Here is a 16,174-nt window from a genome sequence, read left to right on the forward strand (position 1 = left end):
CTTAATTTGATGCTTTCTGTTTTAGATCGTTTAACAAGTTAATTGCTTCAAGGGGAGTAATACTTGAAATATCAATCTTTTCCAACATTTTTTTGATGGATTGTTCATTGTTGCCAAATAAGTCCAATTGATCGTCATCTTTTTTGTTTTTCTTTTTACCCTTTGTTTTTGTCTCTTTGGGAGGCTGTTTGAGGGCATCTGTTTCATTTTTTTTCTCAATACCTGATAATATCTGTTTTGCATTATTGATCACAATGTCAGGCACACCGGCAAGCTTTGCCACCTGGATGCCATAGCTTTTATTAGTCCCGCCTTGAACAAGCCGTCGTAAAAACACAATATTGTCATTGAATTCTTTGACTGCGATATTAAAATTTTTTATTCTGGGTTTGATCTGTTCTAATTTTATCAATTCATGGTAGTGGGTTGCAAACAGGGTTTTTACGCCTTTATTGTTCAGGTCATGGAGATATTCTGCAACGGCCCAGGCAATACTCATTCCGTCATAGGTACTGGTGCCCCTTCCTATTTCATCCAGAATGACAAGGCTGTTGTTCGTGGCGTTATTGATAATATTGGCGGTTTCTTCCATTTCCACCATAAATGTACTTTGACCGGAAGACAGATTGTCCAGAGCCCCGACCCGCGTAAATATCCTGTCCACAATGCATACAGATGCTTTCTGGGCAGGCACAAATGATCCCATTTGTGCCATTAAAATTGTCAGGGCAACCTGTCGTAATACAGTGGATTTTCCCGCCATATTGGGGCCGGTGATTAGCAGGGTCTGGTTTTCAATATCATCTATTTCAATGGAATTGGGAACATACCGCTCCCCTTTTATCAGTTTTTCAACTACCGGATGCCGCCCGTCTTCAATACAAATAAGGTTTTTTTCATTGATGAAAGGCTTGGTATATGAGTTTTCCGATGCCACCAGAGCAAGCCCCTGGAGTACGTCAACGGTTGCAATAAAATCGGCTGTTTTCAGGATAAGGGTCGCCTTTGAAACAATTTTGTCCCTGATAGTGCAAAAAATTTTGTATTCCATTGCGTTGCGCTTATCCTGGGCATTCAGGATGGTGGATTCAACCTGCTTCATTTCATCTGTGATATATCGTTCCGCATTGACCAGGGTCTGTTTTCGGATATAATGATCCGGAACTGAAACAGCCTGGGCTTTTGACACTTCTATAAAATAACCAAATACTCTATTGTATTTGATTTTAAGTGAACTCAGTTTTGTTTTTTCTTTTTCCGTGGCCTCGGCTTTTGCAATCCAGGATTTTCCATCCCTTGAAATCAGCAGAAGTTCATCCAGTTCAGGGCTGTATCCATCATTGATTAATCCGCCTTCATTCAGCACATGAGTGGCATCATCACGGATGGCTTTTTCTATCAAAGCCGCAAGGGCATTAAGTTCAGATAAAATTGTTTCCCTTTCTTCAAAATTTTTTCCATTGAGCAAAGGGCTTTGAAACAGGGACAGTTCCTTAAAAAGAATGGGAAGCTTTTTTAGCGAATTTTTCAGGGCAATCAAATCCCTGGCATTGCCCTGGCCCATTGAAATTTTGCCGCCAAGACGCTCAAGGTCATAAACTGATTTCAGGTGATTGATGATCAATTGATGAATATGGGCAGCCCGGGTGAGTTCTTCAATACAATCCAGGCGCTGTTGGATCTTGTTTTTATCAATCAGCGGATATCTGACCCAGTTCTTGATCAGGCGTGAGCCCATGGCAGTAACCGTCCGGTCAAGCACATGGATCAATGTGCCTTTTTTATTCAATGTTTGTATATTTGTAAGGATTTCAAGATTTTTACAGGACCGGTCATCAATCACCAGAAAATTTTTCAGGTCATATGGGATGATTTGAAAGATGTGTTTTGTATCCTGCATCTGGGTGTTCTGGACATAGGATAAAATAGCGCCGGCAGCACAAATGGATGCATGAAGATTTTCCGCACCAAACCCTTCAAGACTCCGGGTTTTAAATTTGTCTAAAAGCCTTTCTTTTGCTTCTTCAAGCGAAAAATCAGTTTTATCAAGATAAGTGATTTGTCTTCCGTAAAATGCCTGCCGTATATGTTTATACACAGGGTCTGTTTTAAAATTGGAGGGCAGAAGTATTTCTTTGGGATCAACTTTTAATGCCTCGTCAATCAATTGTTCCGGTATTTTTGACTGCCGGCTTTCAACCTGGGTGGTTTTAAAGGTTCCGGTTGATATGTCAAGATACGCAATACCGCAAACATCCCTTGTCTTTGACAGGGCTAAAAGAAAGTTATTGGATTTTTTATCCAGTAATTCTTCAGTTAAAATCATGCCCGGAGTAATGACCCTGACAACTTCTCTTTTCACAAGTCCTTTGGTTGCAGAAGCATCTTCCATTTGCTCACACACGGCAACTTTGCAGCCGTTTTCAATGAGTTTGGCAATATAATTGTCAGCAGCCCGAAATGGAACCCCGCACATGGGAATAGGATCGGTATCATTTTTGTTTCTGGAGGTTAAGGAAATTTCCAGAATAGATGCCGCCTTTTGTGCATCTTCAAGGAACATTTCATAAAAATCCCCCATCCGGTAAAATAATATGGCATCTTGATGAGATTTTTTGATGGACAGGTATTGCTCCATCATGGGAGTGTTTTTTTTTTTGCTCATGGGCAGGTTTATTTAAGCAGAATCAATCCGCAGTACCGGATTTGTCGCCTTTTTTGTTGTCATTTTCAGGTGGATCGACAACTGTTTTTTCTTTCATTTCTTTTTTGATATACGGATCATGCTGAAACACGCCCAGATCGGCTTTCAGTTTATGTACCTGTTCGTTAAGCAATGCAATATCAGCGTCCTTTGATTTGATCTGTTTTTTTAATCGAAGTTTCACAGCAAACCCTTTGATGCCGGCAATTATAAGACCCAGAAGAAAGCAAATTCCAAAGTAGGCAATGTTTTGAAGTTCCGGTATTGTCCAGTTCCAGGAAGCAACTTTAAGATCAAATTTTAAGGAAACAGTTGTCATGAAATACTCTAAATTTTGATAAATCAAGATTCCAAGCGTTGCTATGATAATAAACCACAAAATATATTTAATTGTTTTCATTGGTCTGCTCCATATTCAATTCAAAATTATTAAGTTTTTGTGATCATAGATCAATTCTTCTTTTTTTTCAATTCTTCTTTTTATATATGAAAGAACTTCTAACTTGTTGGAATTAGCTCTCTTTTATTTTATGCTTTGGCAGTTTGGTCTGCGATGTTCGTTTTATTTGAAAGAAATTCTAACCTCTTGAAATAAGTTGTTTTTTATTGCTTGTTTTGACAGGTCAATCTGCCATAGCCGTTTTATATGAAAGTCTTCAAAAATCCCAAAAGTAACTTTCAATCTTTGTTATGGGTAAACTAAAGTTATAACACTATGTCTGCATTTGGCAGTTATATAAAACAGGCTTAAATACTTAATTTAAGAACAGTATTTGGTTATTGGGGAACAAAATTCAAATTTTTTCCCCAATAATTATTTGTTAAAGAAAAACAGGGTGAATCAAATTGACGTCACGGCCTCCTGAAAAAAAGTTCCAGTTAAGATGCTTGGGCAAAACCTGCCGCGATGCTTCAAAACAGGAAAAATGCAGATGTGGAGGTAATTGCGGATTTTTACAGGTATTACATACCTTTGCAATAACCTCACTTTTTTCGATAGTCTGACCGATTTTTAACCTTTTTTCAGGGATGATATGAGCATATACAAAAAGGATTCGTCGATTAAAAACAAATGAATTCTCATGTTCAATCACAAGGGTCTGACCCAGAAAATCATCACAGATATTTACAATAATCCCGTTATCCATTGCCGGAACTTTTATGGAATCATCAAAGACCTGTAGATTATCCGGGTCTGTTCTGAAGTAGGTAATGTCTATCCCTTCATGGACGGCATGCCGGAATTTGAAATCCCCCCACCATTTATCCTTGGTGGAAAAGAGCATGCCGCAATGGAAAAGCCATTGAACGGATTGGTCGTTTCCCAGGCCGCTGGCCAGATCATTGACTTGGGAAATGACTTGAAGATAGTCTGAAAACTTGCTCATTACAGGGCTTTCAGGATGATTTTATGTCCCATGAGATTAATATCTTCAATAATAGCCTTGACCTCCATGCTTTCTCCCAAAAGTCCTTTTAAAATAAATGTGTCTTCACCAATCGGAGAGATGGCTGCAACATTTTCCATAATCAATTCTTCGTTATTGTCTTTTTTTAAGTATACATTGGATTCACACATTGTTTTGTTCCTTTGTCTGTTTTATTTTATATTTAGGAATAAAAATTAAATAAGTTAATCATAATTTACCATGAAGGACTTGAAGAGCATGAAAGGCCTTTGGCCGGAAACAACTCTTTGTCATTTGATTTTCCATGTTATTTAATTTGCGTTCCTTAGCCTGTTTAAATTTTTTAAATGCATTGTCTATATACAATTTATATGGATGGTTTTCAAATGTTAACTATATTCTGTTATCAGGGCCAAAATGAATGTGACTTGAAAAGCTTTTCTTTTAATTGCTTTTATTTTGTTTGATATGATTGAATCATAGGTTAATTACGCGGTTAGTCGTGGTGTATGAGACCTTTTATCATGACAATGTTACTGGGACTCAGCCCGGCAAGATAACAGAGATCTGCAGGGGTATCAATATCCCAGACCACAAGATCGGCATCCTTGCCGGTTTCAAGGCTGCCCTTTGAACAGTCAAGACCCAGGGCTTTTGCGCCGTTTATGGTGGCTCCAAGCAAAGCTTCTTCACAGGTCAGGCCAAACAGCATACAGCCCATATTCAAGATGAGTGTCATGGAGTGAACCGGGCTGGAACCGGGATTCAGATCCGTGGCCAGGGCCATGGGAATTTTAAGATCCCTGAAGATATTCACGGGTGGCTTTTGTGTTTGCTTTAAAAAGTAGAAGGCACCGGGTAAAAGAACTGCAGTCACATTCTGAAGGGCCATTTTTTGTGCCCCGGACAAAGACAGATACTCCAGGTGATCACATGACAGGGCATTGAATTGTGCGGCAAGAGCAGCACCATTGGAATCGGATAATTGTTCTGCATGAAGTTTGATATTCAATCCAAGATCCTTTGCCGTTTCAAACACTTTTTGGGTCTGATCCAGGGAAAAGGCGATATGTTCGCAAAATACATCAACTGTTGTTGCAATGGCCTGGGATTTAACTTTCGGCAGCATGGTTCGGGTTACAAGATCAATATAACCGTCCGGGTTGTTGACAAATTCTTGGGGCAGGGCATGTGCCCCTAAAAACGTTGCCTCTATGTGCAGAGGGAAGTGGTTGTCCAGGCGCTGGATGACTTTGAGTATTTTCAATTCGGTTTCAAGGTTAAGCCCGTAGCCGGATTTGATTTCAATTGTTGTGATACCATTTTTCAACAAAGCGTTTACACGTTTTGCGGCCAGGCCGAATAAGTGTTCTGTTGAGGCGTTGCGCGTGGCTTTGACTGTAGAAAAGATGCCGCCGCCTTTTTTTGAAATCTCTTCATATGTGGCTCCTGCAAGTCGCATTTCAAACTCATTGGACCTGGAGCCTGCCCAGACCAGGTGGGTATGGCAGTCCACAAAGCCCGGCAGAATCCAGCCGTTTTTGCAGTCGATAATTTTTTGGCATCTGCCTTTAAAATTTTTTGGCAGCTCTTTTTCTTTACCCACCCATGAAATGGTTTTACCGGTGACAGCCAGGGCACCCTTTTTAATCGCGCAAAGGGAAGTGTTGGCCATGGTGGCCAGGTGACAATTGATAAAAAGAGTATCGATTTTATCCGGCAGCAGGTTTTTCAATGGTTTTCAGGCTCCATGTTAGTTTTTTTTGGGGTCTTGTTTCTGATTTTAATCATTTACTCAACTTTCGGAGTTGGCAAAAAATAATAATTCCTTCATTTTTTTCATGACCTTCATGGTAAAAAATGTTTTTAATGCATATTGATCATGGGCAGTTTGACACCTTTTGTATTGGCCACATCAATGGCGGTTTCATATCCTGCATCGGCATGGCGGATAATACCGGTGGCCGGATCATTTCTAAGAACCATTGTCACTCTTTTTTCTGCTGCCAAGGTGCCGTCAGCCACTGTGACCTGGCCTGCATGGAGGGCATATCCGATCCCCACGCCTCCTCCGTCATGAAAGGAAACCCATGTGGCACCGGATGCCACATTGCTCATGCAGTTTAATAAAGCCCAGTCCGCCACCACATCAGACCCGTCTTTCATGGCTTCGGTTTCTCTATAGGGGGATGCCACAGATCCGCAGTCCAGATGGTCCCTGCCAATAACAATGGGGGCTTTGACCTTTTTGTCCCTGACCAGATCATTGAACAATTTACCGGCTTTTTCCCGTTCACCATATCCCAGCCAGCAGATTCTTGTGGGAAGTCCCATATGTTCCACTTTTTCCCCGGCCATTTTCAGCCAGTTGATCATTTTTGTTTTTTCAGGAAACAGTTTGACAAGCTCCCGGTCAGTTACCTTTATGTCTTCAGGATCTCCGGACAGGGCTGCCCATCTGAAAGGCCCTTCTCCTTGACAAAAAAGCTCCCGGATATAGGCCGGAACAAATCCCGGGTAATCCATGGCATTGTCAACTCCCCGTTTCATGGCCTGGGCCCTTAAATTATTTCCATAATCAAAGGCAACAGCTCCTTTTTTCTGTATTGCTAAAATGGCCCTAACATGATCGGCCATGGAGTTAAGAGCCATGTCCTTGTATCTTTCAGGGTCGGTTTTTCGAAGTTGTAAAGCGGCTTTAAAGGACAGACCTTGGGGGAAATATCCGTTTAGTTCATCATGGGCACTTGTCTGATCGGTGATTACATCCGGGACAAAGCCTTTTTGTATCATGGCAGGCAGGATATCTCCGATATTGGCGCACAGGCCGATGGAAAGCGGTTTGCCGATTCTTGCCGCCTCTTTTGCTTTAAAAATAGCTTTGTCAAGATGTGATACTTCAATGTCCAGGTAGTGTTTTTCAAGCCTTTTTTTGATGCGGTCAGGGTCAATCTCAACACAGATGGCCACCCCGTTTGCCATGGTAATGGAAAGGGGCTGTGCCCCGCCCATTCCGCCAAGTCCTGCTGTAACGACGATTTTACCGGTCAAATCGGAATTGTAATGTTTTAATCCCAGGGAGGCAAAGGTCTCATAGGTGCCTTGAAGGATGCCCTGGGTGCCGATATAAATCCATGAACCCGCTGTCATCTGTCCATACATGATCAGCCCTTTTTTGTCCAGCTCATGGAATGTGTCCCAATTGGCCCATTGGGGAACGATGTTTGAATTGGCAATCAGTACCCGTGGTGCATTTTCATGGGTTTTTAATACACCCACTGGTTTTCCCGACTGTACCAGCAGGGTTTCATCATTTTCAAGATCCAGCAGGGTTCTGACAATGGCATCAAAGCAGGTCCAGTTTCTTGCAGCTTTGCCAAGACCGCCGTAGACGATTAATTCATCCGGGTTTTCACCGTTATCAGGGTCGAGATTGTTGCACAGCATGCGCAGGGCTGCTTCCTGTTGCCAGCCCTTGCAGTGCAGTTGTGTGCCCCGGGGCGCTCGGACAGGACGGGCAACCCCGCATCCGATCTTCAGGTCTGTTAAAAGTTTTTCCCTGTTATTCATTGTTTTCCCTCTCAAGATGGTTGACATTTGAGTTTGAAATGGATACTGCTCGTTTTTACAAGTATAAATATGATATCAAGTGGTTTTTAAAGTCAACAACTATCGCTATGATTGGACAGATGAATTAATGGTTGTATCAAGCATATTTGTATCAAATATACTTGATACAAGAATGCTTGGGTCAAAATATGAACCGGTTTCTTAAATTCATGCGGGGGCAGGAACAATGAAAAATCAAATTGTTTTAAACGGAAAAGATTTTTTTCTCAAAGATCTGGTCCGGATCGCCAGAAACAATGTAGGCATAACCATATCTGTTGAGTCTGAATCAAGGATCAATAAGGCAAGAGATCTGGTTGACCAGTGGGTAGGGCAGGGGAAAAGGATCTATGGTGTCACCACAGGATTTGGCGCTTTGTCGGATGTGGCGATTTGTCGTGAAGATACAAAAAGACTTCAAAAAAATATATTGTTCAGTCATGCAGCCGGGATGGGTCAACCCATGGAAGATGATGTGGTCCGGGCCATGATCGCATTGAGGGTAAATGATTTTTGTCGCGGGAATTCAGGGTTGAGGCTTAAAACCATTGAAAAACTTGCTCAAATTTTAAATGAAGGCATTATACCTGTTGTACCTGAAAAGGGTTCTGTGGGTGCAAGCGGAGACCTTGTTCCCATGGCCCATCTTTCCCTTGTATTGATTGGTGAGGGAGAAGCCTTTGTGGATGGAAAAAGGATGTCGGGTGCCGGGGCGTTAAGGGAAAAATTGATCAAACCAATTGTGCTTGAGGCGGGAGAGGGACTTGCCCTGATCAATGGAACACAGTTCATGATTGCACTTGGGTGCCTTGCCCTCCATGATGCCTTGAATCTTTGCAAACATGCAGATATCGCCGCTGGCATGAGCCTTGAAACCCTCATGGGTACAAGATCTGCCTTTGACCCGAGAATTCATCGTGCAAGACCCCATACAGGTCAGATCAAGGCTGCCGATAATATGCTCAGGATTACGGAAAGTTCAGAGATCATCTCTTCTCATCACGATTGTTCAAGGATTCAGGATGCCTATACCTTGAGATGTTCTCCTCAGGTCCACGGGGCTTCCTGGGATGCCTTTGCTTATGTGGAAAAGGTTATCAGGGTTGAAATGAATTCATCCACGGAAAATCCCCTGATTTTCCCGGAATCAAATGATTTTCTGTCCGGCGGTAATTTCCATGGTCAGCCTTTGGCACTTGCTTGTGATTTTCTGGGTATTGCCATTGCAGAGCTTGCCAATATTTCGGAACGGCGGATAGAACGGCTTGTAAATCCTCAGCTTTCAGGTCTTCCGGCATTCCTTGTTGAAGACGGCGGCTTGAATTCAGGATTCATGATTGCCCAGTATGCGGCAGCTTCCCTTGTGTCGGAAAATAAAGTGCTTGCCCATCCGGCATCGGTTGATTCCATTCCCACTTCCGCAAACAAGGAAGACCATGTTTCCATGGGTTCTATTGCCGCGCGAAAGTGCAGGGATATTGTGGCCAACACTGAAGAAGTTATTGCCATTGAACTTTTATGTGCTGCCCAGGGAATTGATCTGTTCACCAATATGAAAGCCGGAAAAGGTACTCTGGCAGCATATGAAGTTATTCGAAGCAAGGTTGACTACATGACCGAAGACCGGATTCTTGCATCAGATATTGCCAGGGTAAAAGAATTGCTCCAAGACGGCAGTATTGTCAAGGCTGTTGAGGATAAAGTCGGCGGGTTGTATTGATACTGATCTGGGTGTTGGGTCCTGTGGGCGTTATCAATCATATTAATCGGGCAGTCGAACGATCTTGAGATCTCCCCATAACCCAATATTGTCGCCTTTAATGATAACAATTCCCTGGACACCCGGTATGGTTTTTCCGGTATCAATGGCATCTTTAATATCTGTTGCCTTTTTGATCCGGTTGCCCAGTGCTGTGGCCACAGCATCCGCCAACGGGCATGAATCTGCCAGCACTGTAACTGCATCAGCTTTGCCAAAGCTTTTTGAATGCCCCAGTGTGCCCGAAGAAGTACACAGTCCATATGGCGTATCTCTTTTTTCTACCTGGATACCCGTGGTCATGCTGAACACAGAGTTCTCAGCATAAATACTGAAAATGGTTTTTGAATCGGATTTAATGAAAATGTCTCCCCCGTTTTCCACAACAATTTCATTTGAGTACGGCAATAATGATGTTCCAGCAGCGGCTGCCACAGCGCCTGCTACAGCTGCCATGGGGCCGACATTTGCAAGTTCTGCAGCTTTTATCATATCCCGTATTATTTGTGGTGCAGGACTTGAGTTCTGTAAAGGGGTCATGGATGTTGCAAATTCAGGATGCAGATTTATATAGGTTTCAATATAATTTCTACAGGTTAATACGGATTTTATGGTTTTGTCGGTCAGGTCGGTCTCAGCCTGGATGTTCAAATTGGTTTCTTTTACCGTGATATCAAAAGATATCAATCCTTTTTTTTGATGCTGTCTGCGATAAATACGATTTTCAAACATGTTCAATGGAATCCGGTTTTAAATGATCGGGTGCCTGACGGATTAAACAGGAGTCAGTCATTCCCGATATATAGTCTCTTACAATTTCAGGGTTTGAATGGGTTTGTCTGTATTCGGGTGACATGCCGTGTAAAAAATCCGTAAAAATGGCAGATTTTTTGGTCCCGTTTTCCAGATCTGCCAGATAGGTTTTAAAGAGAAAACAAAAAATATCCTCAATGGAAGACAAATGTTTCTTGATCACGGGGTTTGTATAAATATGCCGGTAATTAAATTCCTTCAGTTGTTTTAAAGCAGCGGAAATTGTTTCGGAAAATCCGATGAAAGGCTGATCCAGGCTGTTTGAGATCAGGTCGGTCACAAGGGTATAAACAATTGTGCCGTTTGTCCGGCCCAGTATCTGTTTGCAACTTTTTGGCATGTCGTTTCTTTTTACCAGGCCCAACCGGATTGCATCTTCCAGGTCCCGGCCGATATAAGCGATGGTATCGGCCATTCTGACCACACAACCTTCCATGGTCATTGGGATGGCTTCAAAGGAAGCCTTTGTTTTCATGGTGTTCACCATTTGATCAAATTCTTTAAACGACCTGTTTTTTTGAGGAACAAGTTGTCGTGAGTGGGTTTCCCCGTCATGGCAGAGGATGGCGTCCAGGGTCTGAAGGCTTAAATTCCAGCCCTTGCCTTTTTTTTCAATCCTGTCGAGAAATTGAATACTTTGAATATTATGATGAAAAAAACCGGCACCATGTTTATGGGTCAGTTTTGAAAGGAAACGCTCGCCGTCATGCCCGAATGGTGTGTGGCCGATGTCGTGGCCCAGGCTTGCCGCTTCAATGAGGTCTTCGTTTAATCCCAGATACCTGCCAATGGTTCTTGCAATTCTTGAGACCAGCTGAACATGGATCACCCGGTGGGTGAGATGATCGTTATTGATCAGGGAAAAGACCTGGGTTTTATCAATATACCGTGTAAATGCAAGGGAATTTAAAATACGGTCGGCATCTGAGGAAAATTGCTGGCGGTATTCGTTTTCAGTGAATTTTTCTTTGCGTCGTCTGATGGCATTATGACTGAAACAGGCCAGGGAACAAAGATTTTCCTTTTCTCTGAGATTAAGAAGATCTTTTAGTTCCCCGGCTTTTTTAAAATTATCATCCAATAGCGTAACTACACTTGACTACAATTGTTTGGTAATGTTTTCCACTATGGTTTCAAATGCTTTTGTAAATTCAGTTTCTTCGTCCTGGAACATCACGGGAATACCCTTGTCTCCTGAGACGACCACCTGATTGTCAAAAGGTATGGAGCCTAAAAATGTAAGACCCTGGGCTTTTGCTGTTTTTTCACCACCGCCTGAACTGAACAGGTCAATGGGTTCGTTGCAGTGCGGGCATTTGAAACTAGCCATATTTTCTACAATTCCAAGGGTTTTTAAACGAACCGTCTTGCAAAAGGAGATGGATTTTCTGATATCTGCCAATGCCACTTCCTGGGGGGTGGTCACAATGACGCCCAAAGCATCGGGAATGGTCTGCACAACGGTCAAGGGTTCATCACCGGTTCCCGGAGGCGCATCAATAATTAAAAAATCAAGCTCTCCCCAGTCCACTGAACTGACAAATTGTTTGATCATACCTGTTTTGGCAGGGCCTCTCCAGATAATGGCCTGGTCCTGGTCCTGCATCAATGACTGGACGGAAACAACCTTAAGGTTTCCATTGACCTGTTTGGGAATCAAAAGCTGGTTTTCAGAAATATCCATAATTCCTGTCAGTCCCAGCATCTGGGCAATGGATGGGCCGTGGACATCAACATCCATCAGGCCTGTTTTATACCCTTTTTTTGAAAGGCTGGCTGCAAGGTTGGCAGATACACTGCTTTTCCCAACTCCGCCTTTACCGCTTAAGACAAAAATTTTGTGTTTTATTTTTGAAAGAGAAGCCTTAATTGCTATTTCTTCTTGTTGCTGTCTGGCATCCATATTCTGGCCACCGCTTTGTGACGGGCAGCTGCTTCCCTTTTTGGCTTTGTCAACACTTTCATGAATCATTTTATAACATCTCCTTTGAGAAATATCGTTAGCATATCACTCCGTAATAATGATCATTATCCTTATTCTGTCAACAGGAATACAGATTCTTTTATGGGAGGGTTGGCAATAAAGTCTGTAATTCCCAGTGTCAGTTTTCTTTCATTTGTGTCTTGAATCTCAATTTTTATGGGAATATCACCAAAATCATATGCTTTATATTTTGTGGGGGTTATTTGATATAATAACTTTCCGCCAGGATCTGTGAATATCAGCTCATCAACATTTCCATTGTTATTAAAATGGAGGTGCTGTGCTGTTCTTTTCCATTTTTGTTTTAATATAAGTGTGGATAAGGAAGAATCCGCTACTGAAAAATATGCATCATCAAATGGTTTTAGTGGTAACCGTCCCAATAAAAGCAATATCAGTTCAGACATTTTGACCGGAACATGGATATATTTTTCCATATCAGGATTTTTTGAATTATATGAGTATTTGGAATGTTCCCCTGTATGTGAAAAAAAAGTTATTTTTTCTCCATTGGTAATAATGGTTTCTATGGGCAGGCCGGATAAAAGAAAGGTGATCCTGACTTTATCGGGAAATACTGCAGCCCATGCAATTCTGAATTTTTCTACGCGGGTTTTGGTTTCAAGTTTTGCCCAGCCGCTTCCCTTGCTTGCCAGAATGTGTCGATTTAACGATTTTGCCTGTTTGGAGAATCTTAATGCTTTTTTGTCGAGTAACGGATCTGTTTCAGGCCGAATGGATGCACAACCTGAGATCGTAAGGATCACCGCAATGATACAAACTGTTCTTGATAAAAGGGTTTGGTTATTCATCTATTTTCTTCCGGGCAGCGTTGATTTTTTCTTTGAGTTCAAGGATTTTGTTTTTGTCCTCATCTTTGGCATTGGACAAAGCTTTTTTATAGGTTTCAAGAGCTTTTTTAAATTGATCGGTTTTTTGATAAGCATCCCCTAAATGATCGGATATAATGGTTTCAAAGGACGTTAATTGTGCTGCTTTTTCAAGGTGTTCCACAGCTTTTTGGTATTGGCCAAGCTTATAATAAACCCAGCCCAGGCTGTCTGTGATATACCCGTCATCAGGCCTTAGTTCATATGCCCTTTTAAGAAGCAAAAGGGCTTCATCAAGCTTGATACCCCGATCCGCATATGAATATCCCAGGTAGTTTAATGCGCTGGCATCCTTTGGATCAATCTCAATGATTTTTTTCATGGTGACCATGCTTTCTTCTGCAAAACCCGCCTTGTCCTGTAATGCGCCAAGCCTGAATAATAAAGATGTGTTTTCAGGAGAATCTTCCAGTCCTTTTTTAAAGAGGGCAATGGCTTGATCATAGTTGTTGTCCTTTTCATAAAAAGAGGCCAGATAGATGATGATGTCAATATCTTTTGGAAAGAGCTTGTATTTGTCTTCAAGATAGTTTCTGGCAGACAGTTCTTCTCCGAGACGTTTGTAAAGCATGGCAATATTTAAAATGGTTTTCTTATATTGGGAGTGGTCTGGTTTTATTTTTAAATAGTAAGAAATAGCTTTTTTGAAGTCCCCGACAGCTTCATAGGACATGCCCGTGAAAAAGTTCAAAGTAGAGTTGTCAGGGTCTGCTTTCAGCATTTGGGAAAAGACAATGACGGCATCTTCATATTTTTGACCGGAAAGATATTCGTCCACTGCAACCATGACAAGCCTGGAATTGGTTTCAATGTCCCGGCCAAGGTCTAAAAAAAGGTTTTCAGCTTGTTTTTTTCTGTTGTTTTTAAAGTAGTGCAGGGCCATCCCTAATTGTGCCCGATTATTATCCGGTTCTATTTCAAGTATTTCCTTGTAGGTCTCAATGATTTTTTGTCTATTATCCGTTCTATTCTCGTTCGGGATATTTTCAGTGTTGTAGATTTCTATCAATTGAAATCTTGGCTCTAAAAGATCAGGTTCAAGTTCAATTGTTTTTAAAAACTGGATTTTCGCAAGATCATAATGCTTTTGAATCATATTGACCTGGCCCAGATAAAACCTTGCTACATAATAGTCAGGGAACTGGTCCACCATTTTTTTGAACAATATCAGGGCTTCTGTGTAGTTTTCCTTGTCCATATGTATTTTGCCAAGACGAAGAAATATTTCTTTGTTTTTAGGGTCAAGCTCTATAACTTGGTTTAAAATTTCCACCAGTTTTTTTTCATCAAGTGAATCCTTTTTTAACTGTACAAGCAGCAGAAGCGCATCTACATTATCAGGATTTTCCAGTACCAGTTTTTCCGAGAGTTCAAATGCTTTGTCGTTATTGTTTTGTCTCAGGTATAACCAGATCAGATCCTGGGTTAAAATAAATGAACCAGGATCTTGGGTCAGTGCCTTTTCCAGAGAAACAATGGCTTTTTGAAAGTTTTTGTTTTGAATGTGTAACCTTGATTCAAGGTAGTAATAATTTGAAGACAGATAGTTTTCTTCGTTTGAATTGTTTGTCTTAACGGTTTGAAATTCAGAATGCTGCCGGCTTGTTTTTAATTGTGTGCAGCCGGCAAGAAAAAAAACCGGTATAAAAATGAGAAGGATAAAAACAAGACTTTTTTTCATAATTCGTATTACCTTATTTTAATGATAGCAAATTGCAGTATGAATGATGGCAAGTTATCTTTTACGTGCTGTGGTCATACATATCGAAGTCAGGCATGTCTTTTTTGAAAAAGGCTTTCATTTTTTTTATGATATTGTTTTCAATCTGTCTTACCCGTTCGCGCGATATGGAGTATTGTTCACCTATTTCCTGAAGGGTTTCAGGGCTGTCTGAGAAAATTCTTCTGTCAAATATATCCAGTTCTCTATTGTTAAGGGACTTTTTGAATTCATTGACCTTGGTATGCAGAATATCTTCAATTTCTTTTTTGGCAACCTGTTCTTCTGATGAATCAGACTCAACATTTATGAATTCAATTCTTTCCGTATTTGAATCATTTTTTAGCGGTTCATCAAGGCTCAAATCCCAGTTGGCCAATCTCTGATCCATATCAACCACTTCTTTTTCCGACACCCCGAGCCGTTCTGACAAAAGCTTGGGTTTTGGATCAAATCCCTGTTCAATCAGTCGTTGTTTTTCTTTTTTCAGTCTGAAAAACAATTTGCGCTGCCCCTGAGTTGTTCCTATTTTTACCATTCGCCAATTATCCATGATAAATTTGAGAATATAGGCTTTTATCCAGAATGATGCATAATATGAAAATTTAACATTTTTATACGGGTTAAATTTTTTGACGGCTTTCACAAGTCCGATATTGCCTTCCTGGATCAAATCCAGAAGGTTCTGAACCCATATTCTATGGAATTCAAGGGCAATTTTAACCACCAGCCGCAGATTGGATGTGGTCATGATATATGCCGCTTCCTGATCTTCTTCTTCCTGGATTCTTTTTCCAAGCTCAATTTCCTGCTCTCTTGTAAGCAGCTTGTATCTGCTTATTTCGTTAAGATAGCTTTGAATAGGATCTGACTTTACAAGTGCTTTTGAGTTTGAAGTTTTTGCCTTTTGTATGGGAATCAGAAAATCTTTTTTTGTCAATCTTTCTTTGTTTTTGTTCTCCTGGTCGATCTTTTTTGTCATTCAATATACCTTAAGATGTTTTGATAAAAATTAATACACCATACCATAATATTGATAAAAGCAATATGTTTTGCATAAAAAAAATAAATGCGGCATTTTTTTGTGGACAATTTAAAATGAATTTGATAGAAGTTCTTTTTGTTTGCGCCTGTAGCTCAGCTGGATAGAGCAACGGACTTCTAATCCGTAGGTCGCAGGTTCGAATCCTGCCAGGCGTACCATTTAAAATCAAGGGTCTTCAACTAAAAGCTGAAGACCTTTTTTGTTTGACTGTTGTTCCAGTCCCCACCCTGTCCCCATTATT

13 protein-coding genes and 1 tRNA gene are annotated in these 16,174 nt (G+C 41.1%); 2 read left to right on the forward strand and 12 right to left on the reverse strand.

Annotated elements, in window-relative coordinates:
• Position 1: 1 nt before the first annotated feature.
• The 6 genes from mutS to hutU all read right to left on the reverse strand — a co-directional run bounded on the left by mutS (position 2) and on the right by hutU (position 7,683).
• A complete protein-coding gene (gene mutS / locus TOL2_RS09865; RefSeq protein WP_014957345.1) occupies positions 2–2,665 on the reverse strand; it encodes a DNA mismatch repair protein MutS in 2,664 nt (887 codons plus the stop codon).
• 22 nt (positions 2,666–2,687) lie between these two features.
• Entirely contained in the window at positions 2,688–3,104 is a 417-nt protein-coding gene (locus tag TOL2_RS09870; protein WP_014957346.1) for a DUF1049 domain-containing protein, read from the reverse strand.
• A gap of 421 nt (positions 3,105–3,525) precedes the next feature.
• Entirely contained in the window at positions 3,526–4,092 is a 567-nt protein-coding gene (locus TOL2_RS09875) for a M23 family metallopeptidase (protein ID WP_014957347.1), read from the reverse strand.
• Positions 4,092–4,283, reverse strand: a complete 192-nt coding sequence (locus tag TOL2_RS09880) for a CooT family nickel-binding protein (protein WP_041279400.1) — start codon at positions 4,281–4,283, stop codon at positions 4,092–4,094. Before TOL2_RS09880 ends, TOL2_RS09875 begins: the two co-directional genes overlap by 1 nt.
• Positions 4,284–4,609: 326 nt before the next feature.
• Positions 4,610–5,848 carry an imidazolonepropionase gene (gene hutI / locus TOL2_RS09885; RefSeq protein WP_014957348.1) on the reverse strand — a complete coding sequence of 413 codons (1,239 nt, stop codon included), beginning with the start codon at positions 5,846–5,848 and terminating at the stop codon, positions 4,610–4,612.
• 131 nt (positions 5,849–5,979) lie between these two features.
• Positions 5,980–7,683 (reverse strand): urocanate hydratase, encoded by a 1,704-nt coding sequence (gene hutU, locus TOL2_RS09890; protein ID WP_014957349.1) that lies wholly within the window; start codon positions 7,681–7,683, stop codon positions 5,980–5,982.
• Positions 7,684–7,909: 226 nt separating this feature from the next.
• Here hutU and hutH point away from each other — a divergent pair, with 226 nt between their 5' ends.
• Positions 7,910–9,442 carry a histidine ammonia-lyase gene (gene hutH / locus TOL2_RS09895; RefSeq protein ID WP_014957350.1) on the forward strand — a complete coding sequence of 511 codons (1,533 nt, stop codon included), beginning with the start codon at positions 7,910–7,912 and terminating at the stop codon, positions 9,440–9,442.
• A gap of 42 nt (positions 9,443–9,484) precedes the next feature.
• Here hutH and TOL2_RS09900 read toward each other — a convergent pair whose 3' ends face one another.
• The 6 genes from TOL2_RS09900 to TOL2_RS09925 form a co-directional block, all read right to left on the reverse strand.
• On the reverse strand, positions 9,485–10,213 hold the full coding sequence (locus tag TOL2_RS09900) for a UPF0280 family protein (RefSeq protein ID WP_014957351.1): 729 nt from the start codon (positions 10,211–10,213) through the stop codon (positions 9,485–9,487).
• On the reverse strand, positions 10,206–11,375 hold the full coding sequence (locus TOL2_RS09905) for a deoxyguanosinetriphosphate triphosphohydrolase family protein (RefSeq protein WP_014957352.1): 1,170 nt from the start codon (positions 11,373–11,375) through the stop codon (positions 10,206–10,208). The genes TOL2_RS09900 and TOL2_RS09905 overlap by 8 nt, the downstream gene beginning before the upstream one ends.
• 18 nt (positions 11,376–11,393) lie before the next feature.
• Positions 11,394–12,266, reverse strand: coding sequence for an Mrp/NBP35 family ATP-binding protein (locus tag TOL2_RS09910; RefSeq protein ID WP_014957353.1), 873 nt, complete (start codon positions 12,264–12,266; stop codon positions 11,394–11,396).
• Between the two features lie 62 nt (positions 12,267–12,328).
• Entirely contained in the window at positions 12,329–13,090 is a 762-nt protein-coding gene (locus TOL2_RS09915; protein WP_014957354.1) for a hypothetical protein, read from the reverse strand.
• Entirely contained in the window at positions 13,083–14,849 is a 1,767-nt protein-coding gene (locus tag TOL2_RS09920) for a tetratricopeptide repeat protein (protein WP_014957355.1), read from the reverse strand. Before TOL2_RS09920 ends, TOL2_RS09915 begins: the two co-directional genes overlap by 8 nt.
• 61 nt (positions 14,850–14,910) lie before the next feature.
• Positions 14,911–15,870, reverse strand: a complete 960-nt coding sequence (locus tag TOL2_RS09925; RefSeq protein WP_014957356.1) for a sigma-70 family RNA polymerase sigma factor — start codon at positions 15,868–15,870, stop codon at positions 14,911–14,913.
• A 144-nt stretch (positions 15,871–16,014) separates the two neighbouring features.
• On the opposite strand from TOL2_RS09925, the gene TOL2_RS09930 reads away from it, so the two are divergent.
• Positions 16,015–16,091 (forward strand) — tRNA-Arg (locus tag TOL2_RS09930).
• The last annotated feature ends 83 nt before the right edge of the window (positions 16,092–16,174 follow it).

This window comes from Desulfobacula toluolica Tol2 (assembly GCF_000307105.1).
Lineage (GTDB): Bacteria > Desulfobacterota > Desulfobacteria > Desulfobacterales > Desulfobacteraceae > Desulfobacula > Desulfobacula toluolica.

Bases quoted from the DNA above. Each gene is read 5' to 3' on its own strand.
- mutS (WP_014957345.1), bottom strand. From the start codon at position 2,665: ATGAGCAAAAAAAAAAACACTCCCATGATGGAGCAATACCTGTCCATC.
- TOL2_RS09870 (WP_014957346.1), bottom strand. From the start codon at position 3,104: ATGAAAACAATTAAATATATTTTGTGGTTTATTATCATAGCAACGCTT.
- TOL2_RS09875 (WP_014957347.1), bottom strand. From the start codon at position 4,092: ATGAGCAAGTTTTCAGACTATCTTCAAGTCATTTCCCAAGTCAATGAT.
- TOL2_RS09880 (WP_041279400.1), bottom strand. From the start codon at position 4,283: ATGTGTGAATCCAATGTATACTTAAAAAAAGACAATAACGAAGAATTG.
- hutU (WP_014957349.1), bottom strand. From the start codon at position 7,683: ATGAATAACAGGGAAAAACTTTTAACAGACCTGAAGATCGGATGCGGG.
- hutH (WP_014957350.1), top strand. From the start codon at position 7,910: ATGAAAAATCAAATTGTTTTAAACGGAAAAGATTTTTTTCTCAAAGAT.
- TOL2_RS09900 (WP_014957351.1), bottom strand. From the start codon at position 10,213: ATGTTTGAAAATCGTATTTATCGCAGACAGCATCAAAAAAAAGGATTG.
- TOL2_RS09910 (WP_014957353.1), bottom strand. From the start codon at position 12,266: ATGATTCATGAAAGTGTTGACAAAGCCAAAAAGGGAAGCAGCTGCCCG.
- TOL2_RS09915 (WP_014957354.1), bottom strand. From the start codon at position 13,090: ATGAATAACCAAACCCTTTTATCAAGAACAGTTTGTATCATTGCGGTG.
- TOL2_RS09920 (WP_014957355.1), bottom strand. From the start codon at position 14,849: ATGAAAAAAAGTCTTGTTTTTATCCTTCTCATTTTTATACCGGTTTTT.
- TOL2_RS09925 (WP_014957356.1), bottom strand. From the start codon at position 15,870: ATGACAAAAAAGATCGACCAGGAGAACAAAAACAAAGAAAGATTGACA.